The following is a 26,316-nucleotide window of genomic DNA, read 5'->3' as shown; positions in this document are numbered from 1 at the left end:
GCGCTGTCACTCACCCGCTGATGTAACGCTCTAAACGCGCCACCAGGAATGCCCTCAACACCTGGACCGCCGGCGTCAGCGAGGTCCGGTGGGCGCACACCAGTTGCAGCGGCGCGGGCTGGCCATAGTCCGGCGGGAAGATTTCGACCAGGCGCCCGCTGCGGATATCGTCCATCACATCGAGCTTGGATTTGTAGACGACGCCAAGTCCCGACACCCCCCAACGCCTGACGATGTCAGCGTCATCGCTGATGCGGTTGCCCAGCACCTGGACGGTTTCCACTCCCTGCGGCGTCTGGAAACTCCAGCGTTCGAAGGTCTGCTCGCCCATCACATAACGAAGGCAATTATGCCTGCTCAGCTCGCCGGGTGTTTCTGGGCGGCCATGGCGTGCAATGTAGTCGGGAGAGGCACACACCGTCCGTCTGTTGGACGGCGCGAGCGCCAGGGACACGAGACTTGAATCAGCCAACTGGCCATAACGAATGCTCGCATCCAGGTGTTCGGTAAACAGATCAGCCACCTGGTCGCTGACGCGCAACTGCAACAGGACCTTGGGATGCAACTGCTGGAACTCATCCAGCCATGGCAGAAGCAGGTTGCGGCCGATGTCCGAGGGCATGGACAAGCGCAGCGTCCCGGAAATTTCATCGCGCCCCTGGGCCAGGGCAAGCTCCCCATTTTCCAAGGCCTCCAGCGCCTGCCGCGCGTGGCTCAGGTAACGCTCGCCGTCATCCGACAAACGCAGCCGCCTGGTGGACCGCACGAACAACCTCACCCCCAGGCTGGCCTCGAGTCGTTGCACCGCGACGCTGGCCAATGCCGGAGAGATGTCCAGCAACCGTGCTGCCGCTGAAAAGCTTCCGGCATCCGTCGTGGTCACGAATACTTGGAGATCATCGACTCGAATGATTCTTTTCACGCTGTCATGTCTCTCGGTTTATCCAGCAATTTTTTTCCGAACCATCGTCATGAGGTTTGCGCCGACGTCCTCGATGCTTTTGTTCTGCGCAACGACCTGGGCCCCTTCCATCAGGTACGTGAGCTCCATTGCCACTTCGTCCGGCTCGGGCAGGCCAGCCTCTTCACAGAGCGCGACCAATCGCAAGAACTGACGCTTTTTATGTTCCTCGATCAGAACGCGGGCGGGATTGGCCGGCTCGGGTATTTCCGCCAGCGAATTGGTGAATGGACAGCCCCTGTATGACGACGCCGAAAGGTCGTGGGCGATGAACTCGGCAAACCCGAGAATCTGCGCCTTGGGATCGTCGATGTGTTGCGCCGACAGCGCCTCGAAGACCTCGGCATATTTCTCGACGAGCAAACGTAGCCATTCAAGCACCAGCGCGTCTTTCGAATCGAAATGCCGGTACACCGTCATCTTGGTCGACTTGGCCTTCGCCGCGATGGCATCCACCGTCACCCGACTGATGCCCTCGCTGAAAAACAGCGCCTCGGCAGCATCGAGAATCCTTTCTTTGGGGGCTAACTGGGGAATACGTTCGGGCCGCATGATGCTCTCCGCTTGACATCGATACTCGACGGTATCTTACTATACCAATCAGTATCACTCGATACCGACGAGTAAATCATAACGCTTTTGCCAGGCAATTGGCTCGGAGAAATGTGATGAAAAGCGCTGAATACGCCGAATACGATGCACTGGGCCTGGCTGAGCTGATCGCCAACGGTCACGTCACCCAAGATGAAGTCCGGGCCGCGGCCTTGTCCGCTATCGAACAGCTCAACCCGAAAATCAATGGGCTGGTAGAGGTTTGGGAAACTGAACCCGAGGCTCCGTCCGGGCCGTTCAAGGGCGTGCCGTTCCTGGTCAAGGACCTCGGACTGACCGCCAAAGGGCGTCTGAATGAGCTGGGCAGTCGCTTGGCCGCCGGATGCATCGCCGACGAAGACTCCACCCTGATGACGCGCTTGCGCCAAGCGGGACTGGTGACCCTCGGCAGGACCAACACGCCGGAACTGGCGGCCAGCACCACCACCGAAGCCGTGTTTCCAGGGCCGACACGAAACCCGTGGGATCTGAGTCGCAGCGCAGGCGGGTCAAGCGGTGGTTCGGCCGCCGCTGTAGCCGCCGGCCTCGTACCGGCGGCGCACGCCACCGATGGCGGCGGCTCTATCCGCGTACCCGCCGCCGCCACCGGACTGTTCGGGCTCAAGCCCAGCCGGGGCAGGATTGCGATGGGCCCGGCGGTGGACGAAGTATGGGCCGGGCTTGCGGTGCACGGTGTCGTCAGTCGAACCGTGCGTGACAGCGCTGCTTTACTGGATGCCATCGAGGGCGCCGCCATGGGTGATCCCTTTGAGATCGCCAGGCCGCAGCAGCCCTATCTATCCGAATTGAATCGCGCCCCCGGGTCACTGCGCATCGGCCTGCTCCCGCATCCGCTGAACGGCACTCGCTGCGCCGAGCCGGTCGCGACAGCCACTCGCCAGGTTGCCGCCCAGCTCGAAGGCCTGGGGCACCGTGTGGAAGAGATCCGCCTGGACATCGGCCTGAGCTGGGACGCCTTCGTTGAAATGAATGCCCGCTTCTGGTCAGCCAACACCGCAGCCTGGATCAATGCCATCGCAGCGGCAACCGGCCGGCCCGTCGATGACAGCACACTGGAGCCCGCCACGCTTTCGCTGCATCGAATGGGCAGTGAACTCACTGCCATCGATCTGCTTGGGGCCATGCATTCAAGGAACCTCGTCACTCGCAGCATGGGCAGCTTTTTCTGCAACTTCGACATCTTGATGAGCCCGACACTGCCAGCGCTGCCTCCTGCCATTGGCCACTATAACGAAGGCCAGGAGTTCCTGGATGGCAGGGGCTGGATGGATCGGGTCTTCAGCCATTCGCCGTTCACCGCATTGGCAAACGTGACGGGGTCCCCTGCCATGTCCATGCCACTTGCGTTCGATCCGCATACCGGCCTGCCAATCGGCATGCAGTTCTCGGCGGGTTTTGGTCGGGAAGACAGGTTGCTGCGTCTGGCGGGACAGCTGGAGGGTGTGTTGCCTTGGGCTGGACGCAAACCCGAGGTTTGGGCTGGGAAGCTTTGACGCGGGGGGCTTACACCACGACGGCTTCAACTTGAAAACATAAAGTCCGCACAACAAAAACCACTCATTCGAGTGGTTTTTTTGGCTGCACGCGACCCGGTTTATTTCCGCCCTTCGAAATTGACCATCCAGGCCACTCCGAAACGGTCTTCGAACATCGCAAAACGTTCCGCCCAGAATGTCTGCGCCAATGGCATTTGTACCTGGCCGCCCTCGCTCAAGCCTTTGAAGAGTCGCTCAGCCTCCTGCGCGCTGTCGACGTTGAGGGAAACCGACACGCCCTGCGGCTTGCTGAACGGCTGGCAAGGCGGGCAGTCGGAAGCCATCAGGCTGAAATCGCCGACCGTCAGGCAGGCGTGCATGATCAGGTTTGGGTCCTTGGGCATGCCCACGTCCTCTGGCGCGTCGGCGAAGGACATGGAAAACAGTTCGCCGCCAAGCACCTCCTTGTACAACGCAAAGGCTTCCTTGCAGCGGCCGTCGAAGGTCAGGTACGGAATGATTTTCATGGTGCTTTTCTCCTGTCACCGTTTCATTGTTGACCAGACATCTGAGCCCGCAAGCGATCTTCCTGCTCGCGCAACTCGGGGGTAAAGGACTCGCCAAATTCCTCGGCTTCGAAGATCTGGCGAATCTCGATTTCACTATCGCTGACCATCGGGTTCGGGCAACGCTTGACCCAGTCGATGGCCTCCTGCAATGAACTGACCTGGAAGATCCAGAAACCGGCGATCAGCTCCCTGGTTTCAGCGAAGGGGCCCTTGACGACGCTCCGGTCCTTACCAGAAAAGCGCACGCGCACGCCCTGGGCACTGGGATGCAGGCCTTCACCGGCGAGCATCACCCCGGCCTTGACCAACTCTTCGTTGTAAGCGCCCATGGCGGCCAGCAGTTGCGCGCTCGGCATTTCCCCGGCTTCCGATTCCGGACTGGCCTTGACGATAACCATAAATCGCATGCTCGAATCTCCTTAGAGTAGAGGACTGTTGAGCCGTCCGTGAGAGGGCTCCATGACTAATCGAATGGGGGCAGGCGAAATCGACAAGGTCGCTCGATTATTTTTCAGATGGCTTATGCAGACCGCTGGAGCATCTTCGCCAAGCGCGACGCTTGAACCTGGCAAGGCCCCGGGCCTGGGCCCGGAATTGCCATATGTGCGGCGTATCGCAGCAGATCATTACTTCTTGATCGCTATCAGCAGGTCGAAAAGCAACTGCGCGACGGGCGACAATGTTCGCCCGCGACGTGATATCAGCCCCAAGGTCCGGCTGATCGCCGGATCCATCAGCGGGCGCCTGCTTGACTTCACAGAACGACCGGGGCCGGACATCGCGATTGGCCAGGGCCTGGTCGATCAGAAAGCGGTTGCCGCTGCCTTGCGCCAGGCTGATGTAGTCCACCTCGGTCAGGTCGTCCCACGTCAGCGATTCACGTTCGGTCAATCGAGACCTCGGCGACTTCCAGAAAAGCACGATCAAGTGGGCGGTGCTGCTTTCGCTTCTGATGACGGGCTTGTCGTTGCTTACCGGGGCGATAAGCCTGTTTACCTGACGGCCCAAGACGAAACTGGTCTGCTTGCGCGAATCGACGCTGCGACCGACTCGCTTCAGATTGTCCGTAATGCCACCAACCTCGGCTTCGCTGCGGCGTGCAACCAAGGTGCCCGCCTGTCGGAGGCGTCCAATCTGCTTTTCCTGAACCCGGACACCGAGCTCGCCGCCGATGCCATAGACTGCATGCTGCAGGCACTGCGCAGCTCACCGGGGATCGGCATGGTCGGCGGCTTCCTGTGCAATCCGGACGGCAGCGAGCAAGCGGGTGGGCGCAGGGTGTTTCCAACGCCCAGGCGAGCTTTCATGCGGGCCTTCGGCCTTTCGCGACTCTCGGCCCTTTTCCCATCGGTGCTGTCCGATTTTTTACTGCACAAGGAGCCACTGCCCCGCGTTCCCGTTGCCGTTGCCGTTGCCGTTGCCGTTGCCGTCGAGGCCATTTCCGGGGCTTGCATGCTGGTCAAGCGCGAAGCGATCGAAAGCGTCGGGCTTTGGGATGAGGATTATTTTCTTCATTGCGAGGACTTGGATTGGTGCATGCGGTTCCATCAGGCCGGCTGGCGCGTTCTGTTCGTGCCGGGTGCCCGGGTGATGCACGTCTTCGGCGGTTGCAGCCGTCACCGTCCCTATTTCGTCGAGTGGCACAAACACCTGGGGTTCCTGCGTTTCTATCGCAAGTTCTTCCGTCGCGAGTACCCAACCGTCCTATGGGTCAGCGTGGTCATCGGGGTCTAACTTCATGTCTATCCCGGCGCGCCCCATATGTTCGACCAGGTGCCAGGGCGCATCGCGGATCAAGCGTCCCGCGACATCGTCCGGGCGTTGGGCGTTTTTCTGAGGAGGGGGTGAAATCGAATCGGGACCTTCAATCCAACGATGAAAACTTACGCGCCAGCGTCTATGGTAGATACTTGTAATGGCGGCCATCGTCCAATAACAAGATCGCCGTGAAGCCCCTTCGCGGATTCACGCCTGATGGAGCATTTCATGACCCTGCATAGCGCGCAGCCTATCCCGAGCGAACTGGCAGCCTTCGTCAACGACCATTTTTCCGGACGCGGCCTGAAGCCCGATGGCCTCATCGCCCAGTCCTGGTACCGCAGCGTCGTGGAGCACCGGCTCGACCCTGGCGCGGCGAGCCGCAAGAACATCCTCAGCGCCGAGGACATCCGCCGTCATCAGGAACAGCACCAGCAGTATCTTTCCATCGCCAGCCAAGGTGTCAGCGGTCTGGCCCGGCGCGTGGTGCCCGCCGGTTTTGCCGTGCTGCTGAGCGACGAGCGCGGCATTACCCTGGATTCCCGACTGCCCGACCAGCACGACATCTATACGCAGTCCGGGCTGGTGGTGGGTGCGCAGTGGGAGGAATCGGTGGTGGGGACCAATGGCATCGGCACCACGCTAGCAGCCGCGCAGCCGTTGATCATTCATCGGGAGGAGCATTTCCTGGCGTCCAATTTCAGCCTGAGCTGTTCGGTGGCGCCCATTTTCGATGCCCAAGGCCTGTTGCGCGGTTGCCTCAATGCGACCTGCATGAACAGCGCAGGCCCCCGGGAAAGCCAATACCTGACGCTGCAACTGGTGATCATGTATGCGCGTCTGATCGAGAACGCACATTTTCGCCAGAGCTACCGCGACCGCTTGACCTTGTCCCTCAAGCCCCTGGATGAAATCGCCGACCTGGCCAACGAGCAATTGCTGGCGCTCGATGAAAACGGCCGCGTCATCGGGGCCAACCGTGCGGCATTTGTCGCCCTGGAGCTGGCTCAGGGGCCGCAGTTGCTGGGCACGCCCATCGATCGCCTGCTTCCCACCACAATGGACGAATTGCTGAAGCTCACCAATGGCGGCGCCCAGGGCGTGCGTTTGCGTGGTCTTCGCGATGAAGCGCTGCTGGAGGTCGGCCTGCGGATTCCATCCCAACAGCACCGCCCGCGCCCCATCGCCCGCCCTGCCCTTGACGCTCACCCGGAGCTGCAACAACTTGCCGGCCTCGACCCTCAACTGCAACAGAGCGTGCGGCGGGTGCGCAAGGTGATCGACAAAGGCATCCCTATTTTGATTACCGGCGAAACCGGCACCGGCAAGGAAGCCTTTGCCCGAGCCATCCACCAGGCCAGCCGTCGTCGCTCAGGCCCGTTCGTTGCGCTCAATTGCGCGGCCATCCCGGAGACGCTCATCGAGAGCGAGCTGTTCGGCTATCGCGCCGGCAGTTTTACCGGCGCCAACCGAAAAGGCATGAAGGGCAAGCTGGAACTGGCGAACGGCGGCACGCTGTTTCTCGATGAGATTGGCGACATGCCCGCCCATTTGCAAACCCGCTTGCTGAGGGTACTGGCGGAGCGGGAAATCGCGCCGCTGGGAGCGGAAGTGCCGGTGACGCTGGACGTCCAGGTCATCTCGGCGACTCACCAGGACCTGCCCACGATGATCGGCGAGAAGCGCTTTCGCGAAGATCTGTTCTATCGCCTCGCCGGCATGAACCTGGCGCTGCCCGCCTTGCGCGAACGCAGTGATCGCGCCGCGCTGATCGATCAATTGCTCGCGACTCAGGACGAAACTCGCGAGCTACGGCTGAACGCGGACGCCCGCCAATGCCTGCTCGACTATCAGTGGCCTGGCAATATCCGCCAATTACTCAACGCCCTGCGTTACGCGGTAGCCCTGGCCGAAGACGGGGTCATCGACTTGGACTGCTTGCCCAGCGAAGTCCTGGCGCCACGGCGGCTGTCATTGCTCGACAACACCACACCGTTGTCCGGCAAGCTGGGCGAACAGTTGGGCGACGAAGAGGCCCGCCGCTTGCTGGCGACCTTGCGTCAGCATCGTTGGAACATCAGCGCCGCCGCTACCGAACTGGGCATCTCTCGCTCCACGCTGTACCGCAAGATGAAAAAGCACGGCGTCGTCGCGCCCAACGACCAGTTCTGATACGCCCATGAAAATGCCGGCGCCCTTGCGGGGGCCGGCATTTTTTGTCGTCCGATCAGACCTGGATGTAAACCACATGGGTATGGGTGTATTCATACAAGCCGTGCTTGCCGTCCGCGCCGCCAATACCAGACTTGCGCGCCCCCGCATGGAAGCCCTGCATCGCTTCGAAGTTTTCTCGATTGATGTAGGTCTCACCGAAATCGAGCTCATTGCTGGCGCGCATGGCCGCGCTCAGGCTGCGGGTGTAGATCGATGAAGTCAGGCCGTATTCGCTGTCATTGGCCAGGGCAATGGCTTCGTCCAGGTCGTCGACAATCTGGATCGGCAGTACCGGGCCGAAGATCTCCTGGCGCATGATCGCCATCTCGCCGCCGCACCCGGCCAGCACCGTCGGCTGATAGTGAAAACCCTGGCCCTTGTCGGCCACCGCGCCGCCCGTGACCACTTCGGCCCCCTCTCCCTTCGCGACCGTGACCATTCGCGCAACCTTGTCCAGGGCCGCCTGGTTGATCAGCGGCCCCATGTCCAGATTGTCCTCGACCAGCGGGTCGCCGTAGCGGGTCGCGGCCATCGAGGCGGCAATCTGCTCGATGAACCGATCGGCGACCTTGCGCTCGACGTACACCCGTTCGGCGCAATTGCAGACTTGCCCTGTGTTGATCACCCGCGAAGCCGTGATGGCCTTGACCGCGAGGTCCAGGTCGGCGTCCGCCAGGACGATAGCCGGCGCCTTGCCACCGAGCTCCAGGTTGAGTTTGGTGATGTTTGGCGCTGCCGCCGCCATGATTCGCGAGCCGGTGCCGACGCTGCCGGTGAAGCTGATCAAGTCGATGCCGGCATGACGGGTCAGGTCATGCCCCACGGTCGCCCCCGTGCCGCTGACAACGTTGAACACACCGGCCGGCAGGTCGGTCTCAGCCACCAGGCGAGCAAACTCGAAGCAATTGATGGGGGTTTCTTCGCTGGGCTTGATCACGATGGTATTGCCGGTCACCAGCGCCGGCGCCATTTTGCGAGCAATCAGGAAGAACGGGAAATTCCACGGCAGAATCCCGGCCACTACGCCCAGGGGCTTGCGCAGCAGGAAGATGCTTTCGCCGGCACGGTCGCTGGTCAGCACCTCTCCCTCAAGGCGCCGCGCCCACTCGGCCATGTAGTCCAGGTAATCGGCGGTGAAGTTGACTTCCACCCGCGCCAATCCCAGCACTTTGCCCTGCTCGGCGGTGATGATATGGGCGAGGCGTTCGGCGTTGTCGCGCACTTTTGTGGCGATTTTTCGCAAGTAACCGGCGCGCTCGATGGCCGGACGGGCAGCCCAGCTTTTTTGCGCCTTGCGCGCTGCGGCAATGGCCGCTTCGACTTGCTCACCACTGGCTTCGGGGACCCGTGCGAGCAAACGGCCGTTGGCCGGGTTGCGCACTTCGATGCTTGGGTCGCTGGGAACAAAAGCGTTGGCGATGAAGTTCTGGTAATCGGTGATCTCGGTCATGTGCTTGCTCTCGCGTCAGGGTCGAAATAATGCGGGGGCGCTCATTTGGCGGTGAAGGTCTTCCAGACCCCGCCTTCTTGCTGCAGGTCGTGGGCGCGCTTGATCAGGTATTGGTGGATCTGCTCCACCTGTTCCGGCGTGAAGGCGTCGGCAAAGGACGGCATGCCGTCCGGCACCCGGCCGCCGTAGAGAATCCCGAGGAACATCTGGTGCTTTTCCGCCGTCAGTTTGCGCAGGTCCGGCAGCACACCGCCGCTGACCGCGTGGATGCCGTGGCACTGAGAACAGTAGCCGTCGTAGAGCTTGCCGCCGGCCTCCACTGCCGCCAGGTCGCCGGTCGGGGGTGGCGGTTTCGGGGTGTCGGCGAGCGGTGCCGGCTCGTTGAGTTTCGCGGTGCCGCCCAATTTATAGGTCAACACCTGGGAGAACGGCCGAACCCCGGCGCGTAGGGACAAGGCTCCGGCGAATGTCGAGAAGGCACCGCCCCAACCGGCCATGAACGTCACGTACTGTTCACCGTCCACGCTGTAGGTAATCGGCGCCGCCATCACACCGCTGGCCGCCGGCTGCTCCCAGAGTTTCTTGCCGCTGTCGGCAGCGTAGGCGATCACACGGCCGTCGGCGCTGCCCTCGAACACCAGGTTGCCGGCGGTACTCAAAGTGCCGCCGTTGAAGATCGTCACATAGGGCACTTCCCAGGCCGGTTGCTGCTTGACCGGGTCCCAGGCAATCAGTTTGCCTGACCAGCCCTTGGCCATTTCCAACAGCCCATCGGCGGCCTCCGGCATCATCCCGGTACGCAGGCCCAGTTGGTACATACTCTTGAACGGGTTGCGCTTCGGCGCCTCGGGGATGTGCTCGTAATAGGCGGACATGATGTGCGCGGGGATATACACAAGCCCGGTGTTCGGGTTGTAGGACATCGGCTGCCAGTCATGGGCGCCCCAGAACGCGGGCGTGACCAGTTTACGTTTGCCGTCCTTCCAGTACGCGGCATTCTCGTCATCGACGATGGGCCGGTCCGTCTTCATGTCCATGCCCTTGGTCCAGCTCTGGGGCACGATGCCCTTGGCGGACAGCAGCTCACCCGTGGCGCGGTCGATCACGTAGAAAAAACCGTTCTTCGGCGCTTGCATCAGCACCTTGCGCGGCTTTCCGTCGACCGGCAGCTCCGCAAGGATCATGTGCTGGGTAGCGGTGTAGTCCCAGGCGTCACCCGGCGTGGTCTGGTAGTGCCAGGCGTATTCCCCCGTATCGGCATTGACCGCGACGATGGACGACAGGAACAGATTGTCGCCCTTGGCCTGGCTCCGCCATTTCGGGTCCCACAACGAACCATTGCCCACGCCGATGTACAGCAGGTTCAGATCCGGGTCGAACGCAAACGAGTCCCAGGCCGTGCCGCCACCGCCTTGGGCCACATAGGCGTCGCCGTGCCAGGTCTTGGCGGCGATTTCCATGGCCTTGTCTTCGGGCGGCAGCTTGGGGTCGCCCGGCACCGTGAAGAAGCGCCAGGCCTGCTTGCCGGTCTCGGCGTCATAGGCGGTGACATAACCGCGTACGCCGAACTCGGCGCCGCCATTGCCGATCACCACTTTGCCGTTGACCACGCGCGGCGCACCGGTGATGGTGTAGCTGCGCGAGTGATCGGCACGGGTGTCCACCGACCACGCCCGCTGGCCGGTCTTGGCGTCGATGGCCTCCAGGCGACCATCGAGCACGCCCACGTAAACCTTGCCCTTCCACACCGCGACGCCCCGGTTGACCGCATCGCAACAGGCCTCGCCGGCGCGGTTGCGGTCGGACTTGGGGTCGTACTTCCAGATCAACCTGCCGTCGCGGGCGTCCAGGGCGTAGACCACCGAGAACGGGCCGGTGGTGTACATCACGCCGTCGACCACGATAGGCGTGGCCTCGACACCGCGATCCAGGTCCAGCTTGTAGCTCCAGGCGAGCCCCAACTGGTCGACGTTCTGGTCGCTGATCTTGTTCAACGGGCTGTAGCGTTGTTCGTCGTAGGTGCGACCGGTGCTCATCCAGTTACCGGGGTCCTGGTCGGCGGCGATGATGCGCTTGCCGTCGACATTCGCCGGCATATCCTGGGCCCAGCTCGGAGCAGTATTGAGGGTAAGCGCCAGCACGACATATAGCGCCTTGAGGGGAGCGCGAAGGGGCGCGTTCCGAGAAGCAGTAGGCACGGCGAGGCCAATCTGTGTCATGGGAGGACTCCTGATTCTTATTAGTAGCGAAGCCATTGCGCTGCGCACTCAGGCAGGAGCAACCCCCATGCCACCGTCGGGAAATGCTCTGCAAGCCCCGTTCTACGGGGGCTGCGCTTGGTGTAGCGGGTTGCGAAGACGTGCGACAGTTGTCGCATTCACCGTGACAGCTGTGCCAGACGTGCGCCAGGTTGCACACGATTCGTGAAGAAAGCGGTCACACGCTGTGCCTTAGCACCTTGGCGCGAGGGGCCTAGAATAAAAGCCACCATCAGCAGGAGAGCCAAGCGATGTTCGCCTCATTTGAATCGGGCCGATGCCAAGTCAACGGCATTACCGTCAACTACCGCAAAGGTGGGAGCGGCCAAGGTCTGCTCTTGCTCCACGGGCATCCCCAGACCCACGTCATGTGGCACAAAGTCGCCGAACCCCTGGCGGAGCATTTCACCGTGATCGCGGCGGATCTTCGCGGCTACGGTGACAGCGACAAACCGGCAGGCGACGCAGAACACGTCGCCTACTCCAAGCGGCAAATGGCCCTGGACGGGCTCGAACTCATGCGCGCGCTGGGGTTCGTGAAGTTTGACGTATTGGCGCATGACCGAGGCGCACGCGTGGCCCATCGCATGGCGATGGATCACCCGGATGCAGTGAAGCGCTTGATCACGCTGGACATCGCTCCGACACTGGCGATGTACGAGCAAACCAACGAAGCGTTTGCCCGCGCCTATTGGCACTGGTTTTTCCTGATTCGCCCGGCTCCGTTTCCCGAAACGCTCATCGAGGCCGATCCGGAGCTCTATCTGCGCAGCGTCATGGGCACTCGCAGCGCTGGCATGGCGCCTTTCACTGATTCAGCATTGGCCGAATACCTGCGCTGCCTGTCACTCCCCGGCGCAGCTCATGGTGTTTGTGAAGACTACCGGGCAAGCGCCAGCATCGATCTGGAGCACGACAAGAGCGACCGGCAGGCTGGCCGAAAACTCTCAGTGCCATTGTTGGCCTTGTGGGGAGCGGACGGCGTCGTGGGCCGTTGCTTCGATCCGCTGGGGGAATGGCAAAAAGTCGCGACCGATGTGCGAGGGAAAGCGCTACCGTCGGGGCATTACATAGCGGAAGAAGCGCCGAAGCTTTTGCTGGACGAGGTGCTTGGATTTTTGCTCCCTTCGATCCCCCGGGGCCGGTAATTTACAGGCGGCAACCGCTCCTACGACACCTGCGGCAAATTCCTGGACACTGGGCCCCAATCCATCATCACCTTGGCCGTGCATTCCGCCCTGGACGCCGTCGGCTTGACCACAGCCTTCGCAACGGCGTTGGGAAATGCGGGCATCAGTTGCAACGTCATCGCGGCTTACTACCACGACCACTTTTCGTGGGGCGGGAAGATGAAAAGCCATCCCTTAGCGCTCCCGCCAGCCACTGCCTCTACACCCACCCCTCAAGCCGCAACGTGGCGCGCACCAGGCGTTGTTCTTCGTTTTCGATTTCCTTGAGGTTTTCGCAAATGCTCTGGATGTGGGCGATGGCCGCCTTGCGTGCCTGCTCCGGCAGGCGTCCGGTCACGGCGTTGTAGAGCCGGGCGTGTTGGCGGTCGATCTGGCGCTTCTGCGGTTCACGGTGGTAGAGGTTGTTGACCGACGCGAACACCGAGCTGAGCAGCAAGTCCGTCAGCGAACGCAAAGTCTGCACCAGCACCGGGTTATGTGAGGCCTCGCAGATCGCCAGGTGAAACGCATGGTCGAGCCGGGCGTGGACGCTGGCTTCCAGGGGGCGGCTATGGGCGTCGAGCATGGCCTCGTAGCTGCGGGTAATCAGTACGAAGTCAGCCTCGGTCCCGCGCAGGGCCGCCAAGCGCGCCGATTCGCCCTCAAGCAGGCTGCGCACTTCAAACAAGTCGTAGAGTGTGCGTGGCTGCGAGCTGAACAGGTGCATCAGCGGCGACGCCAAGCCATGCCCAGCCAGGTCGGCCACGAAGGACCCCTTGCCCTGCTCGGTCTTGATGATTCCGCGGGCGCGCAACAGCTTCAGGCCCTCGCGAAGCGCAGTCCGGGAGACGCCGAGTTTTTCTGTCAACCGGCGCTCCGAAGGCAACAATTGCCCGGTCTTGAGTACGCCATCGACAATCAGGCGTTCGATGCGCTCACAGACGACGTCGGCGACCTGCGGGTTGCGGCTCGTTTCCACGCTTTCCATCGAATCTCCCACTGGTATGACCAGATTCAGACCAATGTAATCGTCCGTTCGGACATGCTGATAAGCCATTGCCCTATAAGGCTTTTACCCTATAGCCCATGAGAACCGGCTCAAAGAACTGGTTCGACCAGCTGAACACCCCATAGACAGTAGAACGCGTCGGCCTAATGATGCAAGTCAGCCGTATCGGAACAGACCTCTAATAAAAACAACCGAGTGTCGCCTACGAACGATGAATATTCTCTACGACGAACGCGTCGACGGCGCCCTGCCTGACGTCGACAAAAACGCGCTGCTGCAAGCCTTGCAAACCCAATTGCCCGATTTGGAAATCCTGCATCAGCGCGAGGAGCTCAAGCCGTACGAATGCGACGGGCTCTCCGCTTACCGCACCACGCCCATGCTGGTGGTGCTGCCGCGCCACATCGAAGAGGTCCAGGGCGTGCTGCGGCTCTGTCATGAGCGCAAGGTCCCCGTCGTTGCCCGTGGCGCCGGCACTGGTTTGTCCGGCGGTGCGCTGCCGCTGGAAAAAGGCGTGTTGCTGGTAATGGCGCGCTTCAACAACATCCTGCACATCGACCCTGCCGCCCGCACCGCACGGGTCCAGCCGGGGGTGCGTAATCTGGCGATTTCCCAGGCGGCCGCGCCGTTCGGCTTGTACTACGCGCCGGACCCCTCCTCCCAGATCGCCTGCTCGATCGGTGGCAATGTCGCGGAGAACGCCGGTGGCGTGCATTGCCTCAAGTACGGGCTGACCGTCCACAACCTGTTGAAGGTGGACATTCTCACCGTCGACGGCGAACACCTGACGTTGGGGTCGCAGACCCTCGACTCACCCGGGTTCGATCTGCTGGCGTTGTTCACCGGTTCCGAAGGCATGCTCGGGGTGATCACCGAGGTCACAGTCAAACTGCTGCCCAAACCGCAAACGGCCAAAGTCCTGCTGGCGGCCTTCGACTCGGTTGAAAAGGCCGGCCGCGCCGTGGGTGACATCATTGCCGCCGGCATCATCCCGGGCGGCCTGGAAATGATGGACAACCTGGCCATCCGCGCCGCCGAGGACTTCATTCACGCCGGCTATCCGGTAGACGCCCAAGCCATCCTGTTGTGTGAGCTCGACGGCGTGGAGGCCGACGTCCACGACGACTGCGATCGCGTGCGCCAGGTATTGCAGCAGGCCGGCGCCACCGAAGTGCGCCAGGCTCGCGACGAGGCCGAGCGCGTGCGTTTCTGGGCTGGACGCAAGAATGCGTTTCCTGCGGTGGGACGCCTCTCGCCGGATTACTACTGCATGGACGGGACCATACCGCGCCGGGAGCTGCCCGGAGTGCTTCGCGCCATCGCGGCGTTATCGACCGAACATGGCCTGCGGGTGGCCAACGTTTTTCACGCGGGCGACGGCAACATGCATCCGCTGATCCTCTTCGATGCCAATCAACCGGGTGAGCTCGATCGCGCCGAAGCCCTGGGCGGCAAGATCCTCGAACTGTGCGTGAAAGTCGGTGGCAGCATCACCGGGGAACACGGCGTGGGCCGGGAAAAGATCAACCAGATGTGCGCGCAGTTCAACAGCGACGAATTGACCGTGTTCCACGCCGTCAAAGCCGCATTCGATCCGAGCGGCCTGCTCAACCCTGGCAAAAACATTCCAACACTGCATCGCTGCGCCGAGTTTGGCGCCATGCACGTCCACATGGGTCAGGTGCCCTTCCCTGAACTGGAGCGTTTCTGATGGGCAGCGAACATGATTTCGACGACAGCGCAGCGCTGCTGCAGCAGGTCAACCAGGCGCTGGAAAGCGCCACCGCGCTGCGCATCCAAGGCTCCAACAGCAAAGCGTCACTTGGACGCAGCGTCGCCGGTGAGGTCCTCGACACGCGCTCGCACCGAGGCATCGTCAGCTACGATCCGACGGAACTGGTGATCACCGTTCGCTGCGGTACGCCACTGGCTCATCTTTGCGAGGTGCTGGACGCGGCGCAGCAAATGCTGCCTTGCGAACCGCCCTCCTTCGGCGAGAACGCCACCGTGGGCGGCATGATTGCCTGCGGGCTCTCAGGGCCCCGGCGCCCCTGGTCTGGGTCGGTGCGCGATTTCATTCTCGGCACACGGATCATCACCGGTCACGGTAAACACCTGCGTTTCGGTGGCGAAGTCATGAAAAACGTCGCCGGCTACGATCTGTCGCGCTTGATGGCCGGCAGCTACGGCGCGCTGGGCGTGGTGACCGAAGTGTCCCTCAAGGTCCTGCCAAAACCGCGGCAAACGTTGAGCATCAGCCTGGAAATGGACGCCGCCCGGGCTTTGTTGCGCCTCGCGGAATGGGGCCAGCAACCGCTGCCCATCAGCGCGGCGTGCCACGATGGCGAGCGCCTGCACCTGCGGCTCGAAGGTGGCGAAGGCTCGGTCGCCGCGGCCCGCGACCGTCTGGGCGGCGAGTGGCTGGACTCTTCGTACTGGCAGGATCTAAATGAACACCGGTTGAGCTTCTTCGATGAGGACCGCCCCCTTTGGCGCCTCGCCGTGCCCAATGGCACGCCTCGACTGCCCTTGCCGGGCGTTCAGTTGATCGATTGGGGCGGCGCCCAGCGCTGGCTCAAATCCGCTGCCGAAGCGCCCTTTATCCGCTCGCTCGTCGAACAAGCCGGAGGGCATGCCACCTGCTACACCCCTGGCGTGACCGACACCCCCTTCCAGCCGCTGCCCGACGCGCTGATGCGCTACCACCGGAACTTGAAGCAACAACTCGACCCGCGTGGCATCTTCAACCCCGGTCGCCTGTACGCGGAGCTCTGAACCATGCAGACCAACTTGAGCGACAACGCCCGCCAACTGCCTCGCGCCGAAGAAGCCGAACGGATTCTGCGAAGTTGCGTGCACTGCGGCTTTTGCAATGCCACCTGCCCGACCTACCAATTGCTGGGCGATGAACTGGACGGCCCGAGGGGGCGCATCTACCTGATCAAGCAGGTGCTCGAAGGCAACGAAGTGACCCGCAAGACCCAGGAACACCTTGACCGTTGCCTGTCATGCCGCAACTGCGAAACCACCTGCCCCTCTGGCGTCGATTATCACAATTTGCTGGACATCGGTCGGGCGGTGGTGGATGCGGCAGTCCCACGCTCACCCGGCCAACGGCTGTTGCGCGAGGGATTGCGCGGCGTGCTGCCCAATCCAGGATTGTTCAAAGGGCTGGTGAGCAGTGGCCAGGTTTTCCGTGCCGTGCTGCCCAATGCACTGCAAGCCAAACTGCCTCGCAACACTCATCGGGCAAAGCCACGACCGACCCTGCGCCATGATCGGCAAGTGCTCATGCTCGAAGGCTGCGTGCAACCGAGCCTGTCGCCCAATACCAATGCCGCCGCCGCCCGGGTACTGGACCGGCTGGGAATCAGTGTCACCCCGATTCGCGAGGCCGGCTGCTGCGGTGCGCTGGATTACCACCTGGATGCCCAGGCCGCCGGCCTCGATCGAGCCCGACGTAACATCGACGCGTGGTGGCCGGCCGTCGAAAGCGGTGCCGAGGCCATTGTGCAAACCGCCAGCGGCTGCGGCGCCTTCGTCAAGGATTACGGGCATCTGCTCAGCACCGACCCAGCGTATGCCGACAAGGCCGCAAGGGTCAGTGCGTTGTCCAAGGACCTGGTCGAAGTACTGCGTGACGAGCCACTGGACAAGCTCGGCGTACACAGCGATCAGCGCCTGGCCTTCCACTGCCCCTGCACCTTGCAGCACGCGCAAAAGCTTGGGGGAGCGGTTGAAGCCATCCTCGAGAGGCTCGGATTCAACCTCACGCCGGTGCCCGACAGTCACTTGTGCTGCGGCTCGGCGGGCACCTATTCGCTGACCCAACCTGCACTGTCCCGGCAATTGCGGGACAACAAGCTCAATGCGCTGGAAAGCGGACACCCCGAGATCATCGCCACCGCCAATATCGGCTGCCAGTCCCACCTCGACGGTGCTGGCCGAACCTCGGTCCGGCACTGGATAGAATTGGTCGAAGCCGCGATGCCTTGACCGAGCACTGGGATTCAACAGGCGTCGCGGCCCGCTTGTATTCAACCCCCGGTCACACTGCAGCAGCCGCAACCACCCTGGAACGCCAGGCAAAAGCCAGCACCATCAGCAACCCCAGGGCCGCCATCGCTGCTCCGGCCAGGGAGATCGCCGGATAACCCAACCCCACATTGATCACCGCGCCTCCCAGCGCCGCGCCAATCGCGTTGCCCAGGTTGAAGGCACCGATGTTTACCGCAGACGCCAGGTTAGGCGCGTCCTTGGCGGCTTCCATCACGCGCATCTGCAAAGGCGGCACCAAGGCAAAGCTGGCGATGCCCCAGATCAGGATGGCTACCGCGGCCGGCAGCGGCCAGCGCATCAGCACGGTAAACGCCAGCAGGACAACAATCAGTATGCTCAGCGATACGATCAGCGTGCGGTCTATCGAGCGATCGGCGGCCTTGCCGCCCCACATATTGCCCAACGTCAGCCCGACACCGAACAACACCAACATCGCGGTGATGAAAGAGGTGCGAGCATGGGTCTCGCTGCTCAGGATCGGGGCGATATAGGTGAAGACGGTGAACATCGCACCTGAACCGACAACGGTCAGGGCCAATGCCCCCAACACCGGGCCACGGCCCAGCACCCGGATTTCCGCCAACACACCGATGCTTTGCGGCGTCGGCACGTTGGGCAGGGCGAACCACAGCGCGGCCATCGCCGCCACGCCCAGGCCAGTAATGCCCCAGAATGCCGTGCGCCAGCCGAACAGTTCGCCAAACCAGGCGGCCAGCGGCACACCGCCGATGGTTGCCAGGGTCAGGCCCATGAACATGGCCGCGACCGCTCCGGCACGTTTCTGCGGCGCGACCACGCTGGCAGCGACAATAGAGCCAACGCCAAAGAACGCTCCGTGATTCAGTGAGGTCACCACCCGGGCGATCATGAGGCTGTAGTAGTCGGTCGCCAGCGCTGACATCAGGTTTCCGAGGGTGAAAATCGCCATGAGCCCGATCAGCAGATAACGTCGGGGAATCCTGCCGGTGGTCAGGGTCATCAACGGCGCGCCGAGCAGTACGCCGAGGGCGTAAGCACTGACCAGCAGGCCAGCGGAGGGAATGGAAACGCCCAGATCCGCAGCGATGTCCGGCAACATGCCCATCGGCGCGAACTCGGTAACGCCGATGCCAAAGGCACCAATGGCGAGTGCAACAAGCGGTGGATTGATACGCATGGAAGTCTCCTCATCTATGTCGCAAATGCTACGATGCGGACTTTCAAGGCGGTAGATAGCCTTTCTGGCATACACCTTTGCGTGCGGAGCACAAATGGACTTCAACGGCAGATCAGGGGAAATGGCTGTGTTCGCCACGGTGGCGCAGGAAGGCAGCCTGTCGGCCGCCGCGCGCGTATTGGGGCTGACGCCCTCGGCGGTCAGCCGGACCATCGCGCGGACCGAACAGCGTCTGGGTACCCGCCTGCTGTTGCGCACCACGCGGGCTATCACCTTCACGGCCGAAGGCGAGGCTTACCTGCGCGGCGCTCGGCGGATCCTGGCCGACATGGCCGAGGTCGAAGAAGCCGTCGCCGACCAGGGCGTGCCCCGGGGCCGCTTGCGCGTCAGTGCCGCCCTCGGCCATGGGCGGCAAGCCATCGTTCCCTTGGTGGCGGCCTTCAGCGCCCGCTACCCGAACATCGTCGTCGACCTAACCCTCGGCGACGAAGTGGTCGACATCCTCGGCGGCCAGGCCGACGTCGCGGTGCGGTTTGGCCACTTGCCCGACAGCCCACTGACCGCGCGCCGGATCGGCGACACCGGCCAGGTGGTGGTGGCTTCGCCCGCCTATCTAGAGCGCCATGGCACACCCCAGGAACCGGAAGACCTGCTGCAACACAACTGCCTGCGCTTCAATTTCCGTCGCGCCGAACCCAACTGGCCGTTCATCCGCGACGGCGAAGAATTTTCCCTGAAAGTCACCGGCAACATCGAATGCAGCAGCGGCGAGGCGCTGGCACAACTCGCGCGTGTGGGCGCCGGCATCGCCCGTATCGGCGAGTTCACCGTGGCCGAGGATTTGCGACGCGGCGATCTGGTACCGCTACTAGGTGCCTGGAACCCCGGGGACCGGGAACCGATCCACACAGTTTTTGTTGGCGGGACGGCAATGCCAGCGCGGGTGCGGGTATTCGTCGATTTTCTGCTGGAGCATCATCGACTGTGAGCGTAGCCCGGGGGGACCAGGCGGCCTAGCGTCCGAACATTCGCACCAGAACGTCGCCTTCCCCGCCACGCCGCCGATGGATCAGCACCATGGCGACGTGGCCGATGATCAGTAGCAGCAGCAACCAACCCAACCAGCTATGCAGGAGGTTCGCGGGCAACATCATCCATTCGACTTTTTCATCGAAACCCGGCATCAACGGAATGCCCAACGGCGAAAAAGCCCGCCCGGAGCCGTATTGCCGGACCAGTGCGATCAGCGGAATGATGATGACAAGGGCATACATCGCCAGGTGTCCCAGTGTCGCTGCGATGCTCAGGGACGCGGGCCTATGGCCGCGATTGTGCAAGGACCAGCACGCCCGCAGTATCACCAGAAGTATCAATACGAACCCGAGTGTCTTGTGGGTGCCCCATAAAAATTTCTCGACGGCCGTGTCCTCCAGTAGAAGATGGGAAAACGCCGTAGCAAATTGCCACGCAAGCAAGGCGGCCATTGACCAGTTCAGGAAACGACTGACTGTTCCGTAGCGAACATGGCTGTCGTGTAGTTGCCAGTTTGATGAAGTCATCGTGCAAGCCCAGTGAGTGATCAGCCCAATGATAGATCATGCTGTCGGGTGACGGGCCGTCGTACGGCCGTACCCTGCCGCAATCAAGCTGCTTGGCTGTAGCCTCGCGTTCCTGCCTGCACTGCCCCGGCTAGTTTGGCTTCGCAACGGTAGGCACGGTCATCCGAGCAAAGACATACAGCAGCATGCCCACCAGGATGAGTGCCCCGCCGCGCAGCCAAGTGCCCATGTCTTGCTGACTCAGCAATACGAGACAAGACAGGATGGCTAGCACGGGTACCCACGTAGGCGTCTGATAATGCTCTTGTGCGACCTTGTCCTTGCGTAACACCAGCACCGCTATGTTGGTGCTGAGGAAAACGAACAGTAAAAGCAGAACCACGGTTTGCGCCAGGGTAGCCAAGGTCCCCGTGAGCGTCAGTGCGATTGCTACGAGGGTCGTTGCGACAATGGCCGCCCACGGCGTGCGCCGGTGGGGCAGTACCTTTTCCAGGAAGTCTGGCAAGAGGCCTAGATTTGCCATCCCATACGTGAGACGACTGGCCATGATCATGGTCAGCAGCGCCCCGTTGGCCACTGCGATGAGCGCGATGAACGCGAACAGGCGAGGCGGAATATCTAGCCCGGACGCACGGACCACCTCAAGTAACGGCGCCGAGGTCGCGAGCAGTTTCTCCGTGGACAGTACTGACGAGGCTGCGACCCCAACGGCCATGTAAACGACGCCCGCGGTTATCAGCGCCGCAAACAAGGCGCGGGGGTATACCTTGCGGACGTCCTTGATCTCTTCCGCGAGGTTGGCGGAAGTCTCAAAACCCACGAACGAATAGAACGCGAGCAACGCAGCGCCCAGGACGGCGAGCATCGGGCTGACTCCAGGCTTGAATTCCAGCGACCTTGCGAGTTGCGCTTCGCCAGAACTGAAGAAACTCCCCGCCGCGACGATGACCAGGATCAGCCCCGACAGCTCGATCACGGTCATCACCATATTCGCCCCGAGGGATTCCTTGATCCCTCTGGCATTCAACAGCGCGATGACCAACAAGAAAATCAGGGCAGCGACGTGGGCGGGTACTTCAATGAACGCTGCAAGGTAGTCCCCCGCGAAAGCCAGCGAGAGACCGGCAGCGCTTGTCACCGCCGCGGCGAGCATGCAAAAACCGACCAGGAACGATATCAACGGTGATTTGAAAGCCTTTTCGGCAAACACCGACGCCGCGCCCGCGTGAGGGTATTTCGAGACCAGTTCGGCATACGAACCCGCCGTCAGCATTGCGAACAATAACGCGATCAACAACGGCACCCAGATCGCGCCGCCGACTTCCCCTGCGATGGTACCCGCCAGCGCATAAACGCCAGCGCCCAGCACATCGCCAAGTATGAACAGAAACAGCATCGGCCCCGTGACAGCGCGACGCAAAGAGGTCTTGGATTGGGACGTGTTTACTTTCATTGAAGGCTCTGTCACAGATGTGAATGCGCGAAGGTATTCAAGCGTCATGCCTGCGCACAACGTCTGCACCAGTGGAATGGGTTCGTAGGGTAAAAGTTCACTAAATCACCCGTGACCAACTTAGCCCATAGCCAAACGAACGGTTATCCATCCAATGCCAACTAGCCGTGCCGTTTGCTACCCAGCACCAAAGCAACACCCCCCAGCACGGCGACGGATGCCAAGACCATCCTTACGCTCAGGCTTTCACCCAGAAATACGATACCCGCCAGCGAAGCCAGGATGGGCACGCTCAACTGCACCGTCGCGGCTTGAAACGCCGCAAGATGACGCACCGCGACATACCAGACCGCGTAGCCGACTCCTGACGCCAGCGCGCCGGAAAGAACCGCATAAAACATACCCAGCGCATCCCAACGCAGCGTTGAGAGAAACGGCAAGCTTGCCACCAGGACCAGGGGAATCGACCGCAGGAAATTGCCGGTTGTGGTCGCCAGCGGATCGGCGACAGTTTTGCCAAGCAGCGAGTAGATTCCCCATGCCAGCCCCGATAACAGCATCGTAAGCGCGCTAACGGGGTCGGGAGCGGCTGCGCCTGGCAGCAGCAGACTGACCAGGCCAGCCATCGCCAACAAAAACCCAACGATTGCCCGCGTATGCATCCGTTCGCCTTTGAACAAGCCGAACAGAACCATGCTCAGTTGAACCGCGCCAAACAACAACAGCGCCCCCGTCCCGGTCTCCAAATGACGGTACGCGAAGGAAAAAGCAAAGACGTAAACGAACAAGGCTGCGGCGCCCTTCCAACTGCCTTTGGTTAGGGTTGAGGACCGCCTCATGAGGCACATCAGCCCTAACACCAAGGCCCCGCTGACCAGCCGGACAACGCTGAAGCTCGCGGCATCGATATCAGTGTGCTTAAGCGCCAGGCGGCACAGCAATGAGTTAGCGGCGAAGGCGAACAGGGCGAAACAGGTCATCGCTATCAATCTGGCCGATGCTGACGAGTTGGACGCCAGTGTGGGGTGTTTGCTTATTGTCATGGTCGATCCCAATGCCCAGGCAGGCTCTTAGAACGTTCGACGCCACCGCGCCCGTTGAAACACGTTCAACTACGTTGGGCTTATAGTCGTCTCTGTACCGATCGGTCAATACAACTATCTTCCTACGACCCTCGGATGAGCTTCTCCCATTTGTATCCTTCAACGCGCACGCATGGGTATGATTGCCGCTCAACCGGTTGGAAATGGCCCATGGGAAAAAAGAACGCCGTCGTCGCTGCCGAACCTGCTGAAACCAGCACCAAGGAGCGGATACTGAAAGTCGCTGCGCAATTGTTTTCGACGCGCGGGTTTCACGCGACCGGCATGGCTGAGTTGGAAAAAGCCACCGGCCTGGCTCGAGGCGCGCTGTATTACCACATCGGCAGCAAGGAAGAGCTCCTGTTCGAGATCACCAGCCGGTACTTGCGGGTGCTCATCGCTGAGGGCACGCCTCTGTGCGAGGGTGACCTGCCCGCGGAGGATAAATTTCGCCAGTTCTCGGCCATGGTGATGCGCACGATTGTCACTCACCTGGCCGAAATGACGGTATGTTTCCGGGAGGTGTATTCCGTCATTGGCGAGCGCCAGACCGAGTTGCTCGACCTGCACCGGCAGTATGAAAAGCTCTGGTCGCAAATCCTCAAGGCCGGCGTGAACGAGGGGACCTTCCGTACAGCTGACGCGTTGGCCGTCAAGGCTATCCTTGGCATACACCATTACAGCTACTTGTGGATCAAGCCCGGCGGCCCGCGCTCGCCGGAATCCATCGCGACGTTTTTCTGCGACACCCTCCTGCCCGGACTGAAGGCTGAGCAAGGCAGTCCCTGTAGGTCGGACTGTTGAAAAGCCCACTGACGGATCAAAAAATGTAGAATCCGCTCGCCAAAAAACCGTTCCTTCTCAACGAGCTTTGCTGATGAAGCTGGCCAGCCGCAAAAAATCGATGATTGCCTGGGTACTGTATTTCAGCGTCCTGTTCGCATCGTTGCTGTGCGCGATGGGCCACGGGCAAATGGCCGGCTTGCGATTGAGCGGTTTGGACGGCGGACTGCTTTGCTCTACAGGCGGCGGTGCAGTCTTCGAAAGCCTGCATGATGCGCCCGCCCCGTCACTGCCCGTCGAGGCTGATTGCGTCATTGCCAGCCTGTTCGGTGCGATCCTGCTCGCGGCGTTCTTCGGACTGCTCGCCTTGCTTGCCGGCGAACCAGCCTGGCCCTTGCCCGCACAACCTACCCGTTGCTTACCCAGGCAGCGCTGGCCCCTGATCAATCCTCGCGCCTCCCCCGCCCTGCTTCCCTCGCCTTGACATCATCACCACTAGCCGCTGCCTGACGCGCGGACGGTGTGTGCTCATCGAATTAAGCCAGGAAGCTATTCATGTTTCGCTTGACTACTTTGGCGCTGCTCGCGGGCAGCACCTGCGCGTGGGCGCAAGACACAACCCTGAATTTACCCACCAGCTATATCAACGCCTCGGCCGACCAGCCGAAACCGGCGACCAGCCTGGACCTGGACACCCCCATCGAAAGCGGCTCGCGTCTGAACCTCAGTGCCCGGGAAAACCCGGCCTCTGTGAGCGTGGCCGATCGCAAGACAATGGAACGCATCGGCGCGCGCAACTTTCAGGATGCGGCGAACGCCCTGCCAGGCGTAAACGCTTCTGCACCGCCCGGCTGGGGCGGCTATGTGTCGTATCGTGGTTTCAACGGTGCCCAGATCAGCCAGTTGTTCAACGGCATCAACCTGCAATACGGCGGCGCAGCGCGTCCGGTCGGCGCATGGATTTATGACCGGGTGGAATTGCTCGGCGGCCCCTCCTCGTTCCTCAACGGCAGCGGTGCCTTGGGTGGCAGCCTGAACGTGATCACCAAGCTCGCCAACCGCGAGGAAGATACCTTCGAGGGCCGGATGAGCTACGGTCGCTACGACACTTGGGAAACCGCAGTCGGCTTCAATAAGGCGCTCAACAGCGGTGACGGTCCACGTCACTATGCGCGGCTCGACTACAGCCGCACCAGCAGCAACGGCTACATCGATCGCCAGGAGAACGGTGCGGGCAACCTGGCCTTCTCCCTGCTCAGCGACATCAACGACCGACTCTCCCATACGCTGGCGATCGAATATCTGGAGGAGAAGGAAGACAGTCCCTACTGGGGCACGCCGGTATTGCAACCGCTGACCGGCAAGCTGCACATCGACAAGCACAACCGCTTCAACAACTACAACGTCGAGGACGGTCGTTACGAGCAGCGCACCCGCTGGATACGTTCAATCACCGACTACCATCTGGACGACAACACCCAATTGCGCAACACCTTCTATCACTACGACGGCCAGCGCGATTACCGCAACCTTGAGGTCTACCGCTACAACAGCGACAACAGTGCCATCGCCCGCTCCGGCGGTTACCGCCAGCGGCACGACCAGGAGGTCAACGGTGACCGTATCGAGCTGACTCACCAGGCTCAGCTGTTCGGCCTGGCCAGCGATTGGGCCCTGGGCGTGGATTACAACACCAACCAGCAAACCAACTACCCACTGTCCAAAGGTGCCTTCGATACCATCGACCCAAATGGCGTTGAGCCGGGCCAGTTTTTGGACATTCCGGGGATGGACGCACCGCGCGCTAAAGGTCGCAGCACCTGGACCGATACCTCCTCGGCTTTCGTCGAGAACCGTACGCGCCTGACCGAACAACTGGCGCTGATCACCGCGCTGCGCTATGACCACATCGACTTCGAGGTCGTCGATCATGTGGCCCAGGCCAGGCTCGACAAGCGTTGGGATGCAGTCACGGGTCGCGTGGGCCTGGTGTACGACCTGACGTTCAATGTCAGCCTTTATACCCAATACAGTACGTCGGCCGAGCCGCCGGGAGGCACGCTGACCAGCGCATCCATTGCCCAGGTGGGCGATTTTGACTTGAGCACCGGTCGCCAAGTCGAGGTGGGCAGCAAGTTCGATTTTCTTGACGGTCGCGGCTCGGCCACCGCCGCGGCCTACCGCATCGTGCGCAAGAACATCTCCGTCCCCTCCTCGACGGTGCCCAACACCACCGAACAAGCGGGTCAGCAAACCTCCACCGGCATTGAGCTGGCAGCGTCGTTCAAGGTCACGCCCAAGCTATTGGCGGCCGGCAACGTCACTTGGGTCAGGGCCGAGTACGACGAGTTCAATGAAACCATCGCAGGCGTCGTGCACTCACGCAAAGGCAATAATCCGGTGAACATTCCAGATCGGGTAGCCAATCTCTGGCTGACCTATGACGTGGCTCCTGGCTGGCAACTCGGGGCCGACGCGCGCTACGTGTCGTCGGTTTACGCCAACACCGCCAATACGATGTGGGTGCCTTCCTACACCCTGTACGGCCTGTCCATGACCCACGACCTGGACAAACACCTGCAAGTCAGCGCGCGCCTGCGCAACCTGACCGACGAGGTCTATGCCCGTTTCATCCACCAGAGCAACACTCAATATTACGTGGGGGAACCGCGCAGTCTGGAAGTCGCCATGCAGTGGAAGTACTGACAAGCCTGAACGCACTGCAACAAGTCGTCTGACGGCCTGACGT

General features: G+C 61.7%; 22 protein-coding genes and 1 pseudogene. 12 read left to right on the top strand and 11 right to left on the bottom strand.

Annotation, left to right across the window (positions count from 1 at the left end):
* Positions 1-10: 10 nt before the first annotated feature.
* Positions 11-913: a LysR family transcriptional regulator gene (locus J3Q04_RS11315; protein WP_420764030.1), complete on the bottom strand. Its 903-nt coding sequence runs from the start codon at positions 911-913 to the stop codon at positions 11-13.
* 27 nt (positions 914-940) lie between these two features.
* Entirely contained in the window at positions 941-1,513 is a 573-nt protein-coding gene (locus J3Q04_RS11310; protein ID WP_434559245.1) for a TetR/AcrR family transcriptional regulator, read from the bottom strand.
* Positions 1,514-1,629: 116 nt separating this feature from the next.
* Between J3Q04_RS11310 and J3Q04_RS11305 the strand changes: the two genes are divergently transcribed.
* Positions 1,630-3,066, top strand: coding sequence for an amidase (locus tag J3Q04_RS11305; RefSeq protein ID WP_434606122.1), 1,437 nt, complete (start codon positions 1,630-1,632; stop codon positions 3,064-3,066).
* A 101-nt stretch (positions 3,067-3,167) separates the two neighbouring features.
* Here the strand turns inward: J3Q04_RS11305 and J3Q04_RS11300 are convergent, their stop codons facing one another.
* On the bottom strand, positions 3,168-3,575 hold the full coding sequence (locus J3Q04_RS11300; RefSeq protein WP_420763671.1) for a VOC family protein: 408 nt from the start codon (positions 3,573-3,575) through the stop codon (positions 3,168-3,170).
* Positions 3,576-3,598: 23 nt separating this feature from the next.
* Positions 3,599-4,024, bottom strand: coding sequence for a YciI family protein (locus tag J3Q04_RS11295; RefSeq protein WP_434559249.1), 426 nt, complete (start codon positions 4,022-4,024; stop codon positions 3,599-3,601).
* 778 nt (positions 4,025-4,802) lie between these two features.
* Here J3Q04_RS11295 and J3Q04_RS11290 point away from each other — a divergent pair.
* Both J3Q04_RS11290 and J3Q04_RS11285 read left to right on the top strand, forming a co-directional pair.
* On the top strand, positions 4,803-5,351 hold the full coding sequence (locus J3Q04_RS11290; RefSeq protein WP_434627451.1) for a glycosyltransferase: 549 nt from the start codon (positions 4,803-4,805) through the stop codon (positions 5,349-5,351).
* A gap of 252 nt (positions 5,352-5,603) precedes the next feature.
* Positions 5,604-7,547, top strand: coding sequence for a sigma-54-dependent Fis family transcriptional regulator (locus J3Q04_RS11285; RefSeq protein WP_434606125.1), 1,944 nt, complete (start codon positions 5,604-5,606; stop codon positions 7,545-7,547).
* Positions 7,548-7,602: 55 nt separating this feature from the next.
* On the opposite strand, the gene aldA is transcribed toward J3Q04_RS11285, so the two are convergent.
* Together aldA and J3Q04_RS11275 are read right to left on the bottom strand one after the other, a co-directional pair.
* Complete coding sequence (gene aldA, locus J3Q04_RS11280; RefSeq protein WP_434606128.1) at positions 7,603-9,039, bottom strand: aldehyde dehydrogenase; 1,437 nt, start codon at positions 9,037-9,039, stop codon at positions 7,603-7,605.
* A 41-nt stretch (positions 9,040-9,080) separates the two neighbouring features.
* Entirely contained in the window at positions 9,081-11,258 is a 2,178-nt protein-coding gene (locus J3Q04_RS11275) for a PQQ-dependent dehydrogenase, methanol/ethanol family (protein ID WP_434606131.1), read from the bottom strand.
* A gap of 290 nt (positions 11,259-11,548) precedes the next feature.
* Between J3Q04_RS11275 and J3Q04_RS11270 the strand changes: the two genes are divergently transcribed.
* Entirely contained in the window at positions 11,549-12,445 is an 897-nt protein-coding gene (locus J3Q04_RS11270) for an alpha/beta fold hydrolase (RefSeq protein ID WP_434606133.1), read from the top strand.
* Positions 12,446-12,511: 66 nt separating this feature from the next.
* Positions 12,512-12,754 (top strand): annotated as a pseudogene (locus J3Q04_RS11265) (hypothetical protein); the annotation flags it as partial.
* Here the strand turns inward: J3Q04_RS11265 and glcC are convergent.
* On the bottom strand, positions 12,687-13,454 hold the full coding sequence (glcC, locus tag J3Q04_RS11260; RefSeq protein WP_434606135.1) for a transcriptional regulator GlcC: 768 nt from the start codon (positions 13,452-13,454) through the stop codon (positions 12,687-12,689). The pseudogene J3Q04_RS11265 and the gene glcC sit on opposite strands and share 68 nt — an antisense overlap.
* A gap of 232 nt (positions 13,455-13,686) precedes the next feature.
* Between glcC and glcD the strand changes: the two genes are divergently transcribed.
* The 3 genes from glcD to glcF are packed head-to-tail and all read left to right on the top strand — an operon-like array spanning position 13,687 to position 17,471.
* A complete protein-coding gene (gene glcD, locus J3Q04_RS11255; RefSeq protein WP_420763644.1) occupies positions 13,687-15,186 on the top strand; it encodes a glycolate oxidase subunit GlcD in 1,500 nt (499 codons plus the stop codon).
* Complete coding sequence (gene glcE, locus J3Q04_RS11250; RefSeq protein ID WP_434606138.1) at positions 15,186-16,250, top strand: glycolate oxidase subunit GlcE; 1,065 nt, start codon at positions 15,186-15,188, stop codon at positions 16,248-16,250. The genes glcD and glcE overlap by 1 nt, the downstream gene beginning before the upstream one ends.
* 3 nt (positions 16,251-16,253) lie before the next feature.
* A complete protein-coding gene (gene glcF / locus J3Q04_RS11245; protein ID WP_434606140.1) occupies positions 16,254-17,471 on the top strand; it encodes a glycolate oxidase subunit GlcF in 1,218 nt (405 codons plus the stop codon).
* Between the two features lie 52 nt (positions 17,472-17,523).
* Here the strand turns inward: glcF and J3Q04_RS11240 are convergent, their stop codons facing one another.
* Positions 17,524-18,690, bottom strand: a complete 1,167-nt coding sequence (locus J3Q04_RS11240; RefSeq protein ID WP_434606142.1) for an MFS transporter — start codon at positions 18,688-18,690, stop codon at positions 17,524-17,526.
* Between the two features lie 94 nt (positions 18,691-18,784).
* Between J3Q04_RS11240 and J3Q04_RS11235 the strand changes: the two genes are divergently transcribed.
* A complete protein-coding gene (locus J3Q04_RS11235; RefSeq protein WP_434606144.1) occupies positions 18,785-19,678 on the top strand; it encodes a LysR family transcriptional regulator in 894 nt (297 codons plus the stop codon).
* Between the two features lie 25 nt (positions 19,679-19,703).
* Here the strand turns inward: J3Q04_RS11235 and J3Q04_RS11230 are convergent, their stop codons facing one another.
* From J3Q04_RS11230 to J3Q04_RS11220, 3 genes are all read right to left on the bottom strand, one after another.
* Positions 19,704-20,249, bottom strand: a complete 546-nt coding sequence (locus J3Q04_RS11230; RefSeq protein ID WP_434606146.1) for a cytochrome b — start codon at positions 20,247-20,249, stop codon at positions 19,704-19,706.
* Positions 20,250-20,379: 130 nt separating this feature from the next.
* Positions 20,380-21,702: an APC family permease gene (locus tag J3Q04_RS11225; RefSeq protein WP_434606148.1), complete on the bottom strand. Its 1,323-nt coding sequence runs from the start codon at positions 21,700-21,702 to the stop codon at positions 20,380-20,382.
* Between the two features lie 161 nt (positions 21,703-21,863).
* Positions 21,864-22,745, bottom strand: a complete 882-nt coding sequence (locus tag J3Q04_RS11220) for a DMT family transporter (protein WP_434606151.1) — start codon at positions 22,743-22,745, stop codon at positions 21,864-21,866.
* Positions 22,746-22,880: 135 nt separating this feature from the next.
* Between J3Q04_RS11220 and J3Q04_RS11215 the strand changes: the two genes are divergently transcribed.
* The 3 genes from J3Q04_RS11215 to J3Q04_RS11205 all read left to right on the top strand — a co-directional run bounded on the left by J3Q04_RS11215 (position 22,881) and on the right by J3Q04_RS11205 (position 26,273).
* Entirely contained in the window at positions 22,881-23,588 is a 708-nt protein-coding gene (locus tag J3Q04_RS11215; RefSeq protein WP_434606153.1) for a TetR/AcrR family transcriptional regulator, read from the top strand.
* 73 nt (positions 23,589-23,661) lie between these two features.
* Entirely contained in the window at positions 23,662-24,051 is a 390-nt protein-coding gene (locus J3Q04_RS11210) for a DUF2946 family protein (protein ID WP_434606155.1), read from the top strand.
* Positions 24,052-24,122: 71 nt separating this feature from the next.
* On the top strand, positions 24,123-26,273 hold the full coding sequence (locus J3Q04_RS11205) for a TonB-dependent receptor (RefSeq protein WP_434606158.1): 2,151 nt from the start codon (positions 24,123-24,125) through the stop codon (positions 26,271-26,273).
* The last annotated feature ends 43 nt before the right edge of the window (positions 26,274-26,316 follow it).

The sequence above is a fragment of the Pseudomonas sp. D4-21 genome (assembly GCF_051132125.1).
Taxonomy (GTDB): Bacteria; Pseudomonadota; Gammaproteobacteria; order Pseudomonadales; family Pseudomonadaceae; genus Aquipseudomonas.
This window is presented reverse-complemented; position numbering and strand designations above follow the sequence as displayed.

Coding starts and splice junctions, on each gene's coding strand:
- J3Q04_RS11310 (WP_434559245.1), bottom strand. CDS start 1,513: ATGCGGCCCGAACGTATTCCCCAGTTAGCCCCCAAAGAAAGGATTCTC.
- J3Q04_RS11305 (WP_434606122.1), top strand. CDS start 1,630: ATGAAAAGCGCTGAATACGCCGAATACGATGCACTGGGCCTGGCTGAG.
- J3Q04_RS11300 (WP_420763671.1), bottom strand. CDS start 3,575: ATGAAAATCATTCCGTACCTGACCTTCGACGGCCGCTGCAAGGAAGCC.
- J3Q04_RS11295 (WP_434559249.1), bottom strand. CDS start 4,024: ATGCGATTTATGGTTATCGTCAAGGCCAGTCCGGAATCGGAAGCCGGG.
- J3Q04_RS11290 (WP_434627451.1), top strand. CDS start 4,803: ATGCTGCAGGCACTGCGCAGCTCACCGGGGATCGGCATGGTCGGCGGC.
- J3Q04_RS11285 (WP_434606125.1), top strand. CDS start 5,604: ATGACCCTGCATAGCGCGCAGCCTATCCCGAGCGAACTGGCAGCCTTC.
- aldA (WP_434606128.1), bottom strand. CDS start 9,039: ATGACCGAGATCACCGATTACCAGAACTTCATCGCCAACGCTTTTGTT.
- J3Q04_RS11275 (WP_434606131.1), bottom strand. CDS start 11,258: ATGACACAGATTGGCCTCGCCGTGCCTACTGCTTCTCGGAACGCGCCC.
- J3Q04_RS11270 (WP_434606133.1), top strand. CDS start 11,549: ATGTTCGCCTCATTTGAATCGGGCCGATGCCAAGTCAACGGCATTACC.
- glcC (WP_434606135.1), bottom strand. CDS start 13,454: ATGGAAAGCGTGGAAACGAGCCGCAACCCGCAGGTCGCCGACGTCGTC.
- glcD (WP_420763644.1), top strand. CDS start 13,687: ATGAATATTCTCTACGACGAACGCGTCGACGGCGCCCTGCCTGACGTC.
- glcE (WP_434606138.1), top strand. CDS start 15,186: ATGGGCAGCGAACATGATTTCGACGACAGCGCAGCGCTGCTGCAGCAG.
- glcF (WP_434606140.1), top strand. CDS start 16,254: ATGCAGACCAACTTGAGCGACAACGCCCGCCAACTGCCTCGCGCCGAA.
- J3Q04_RS11240 (WP_434606142.1), bottom strand. CDS start 18,690: ATGCGTATCAATCCACCGCTTGTTGCACTCGCCATTGGTGCCTTTGGC.
- J3Q04_RS11235 (WP_434606144.1), top strand. CDS start 18,785: ATGGACTTCAACGGCAGATCAGGGGAAATGGCTGTGTTCGCCACGGTG.
- J3Q04_RS11230 (WP_434606146.1), bottom strand. CDS start 20,249: ATGACTTCATCAAACTGGCAACTACACGACAGCCATGTTCGCTACGGA.
- J3Q04_RS11225 (WP_434606148.1), bottom strand. CDS start 21,702: ATGAAAGTAAACACGTCCCAATCCAAGACCTCTTTGCGTCGCGCTGTC.
- J3Q04_RS11220 (WP_434606151.1), bottom strand. CDS start 22,745: ATGACAATAAGCAAACACCCCACACTGGCGTCCAACTCGTCAGCATCG.
- J3Q04_RS11215 (WP_434606153.1), top strand. CDS start 22,881: ATGAGCTTCTCCCATTTGTATCCTTCAACGCGCACGCATGGGTATGAT.
- J3Q04_RS11210 (WP_434606155.1), top strand. CDS start 23,662: ATGAAGCTGGCCAGCCGCAAAAAATCGATGATTGCCTGGGTACTGTAT.
- J3Q04_RS11205 (WP_434606158.1), top strand. CDS start 24,123: ATGTTTCGCTTGACTACTTTGGCGCTGCTCGCGGGCAGCACCTGCGCG.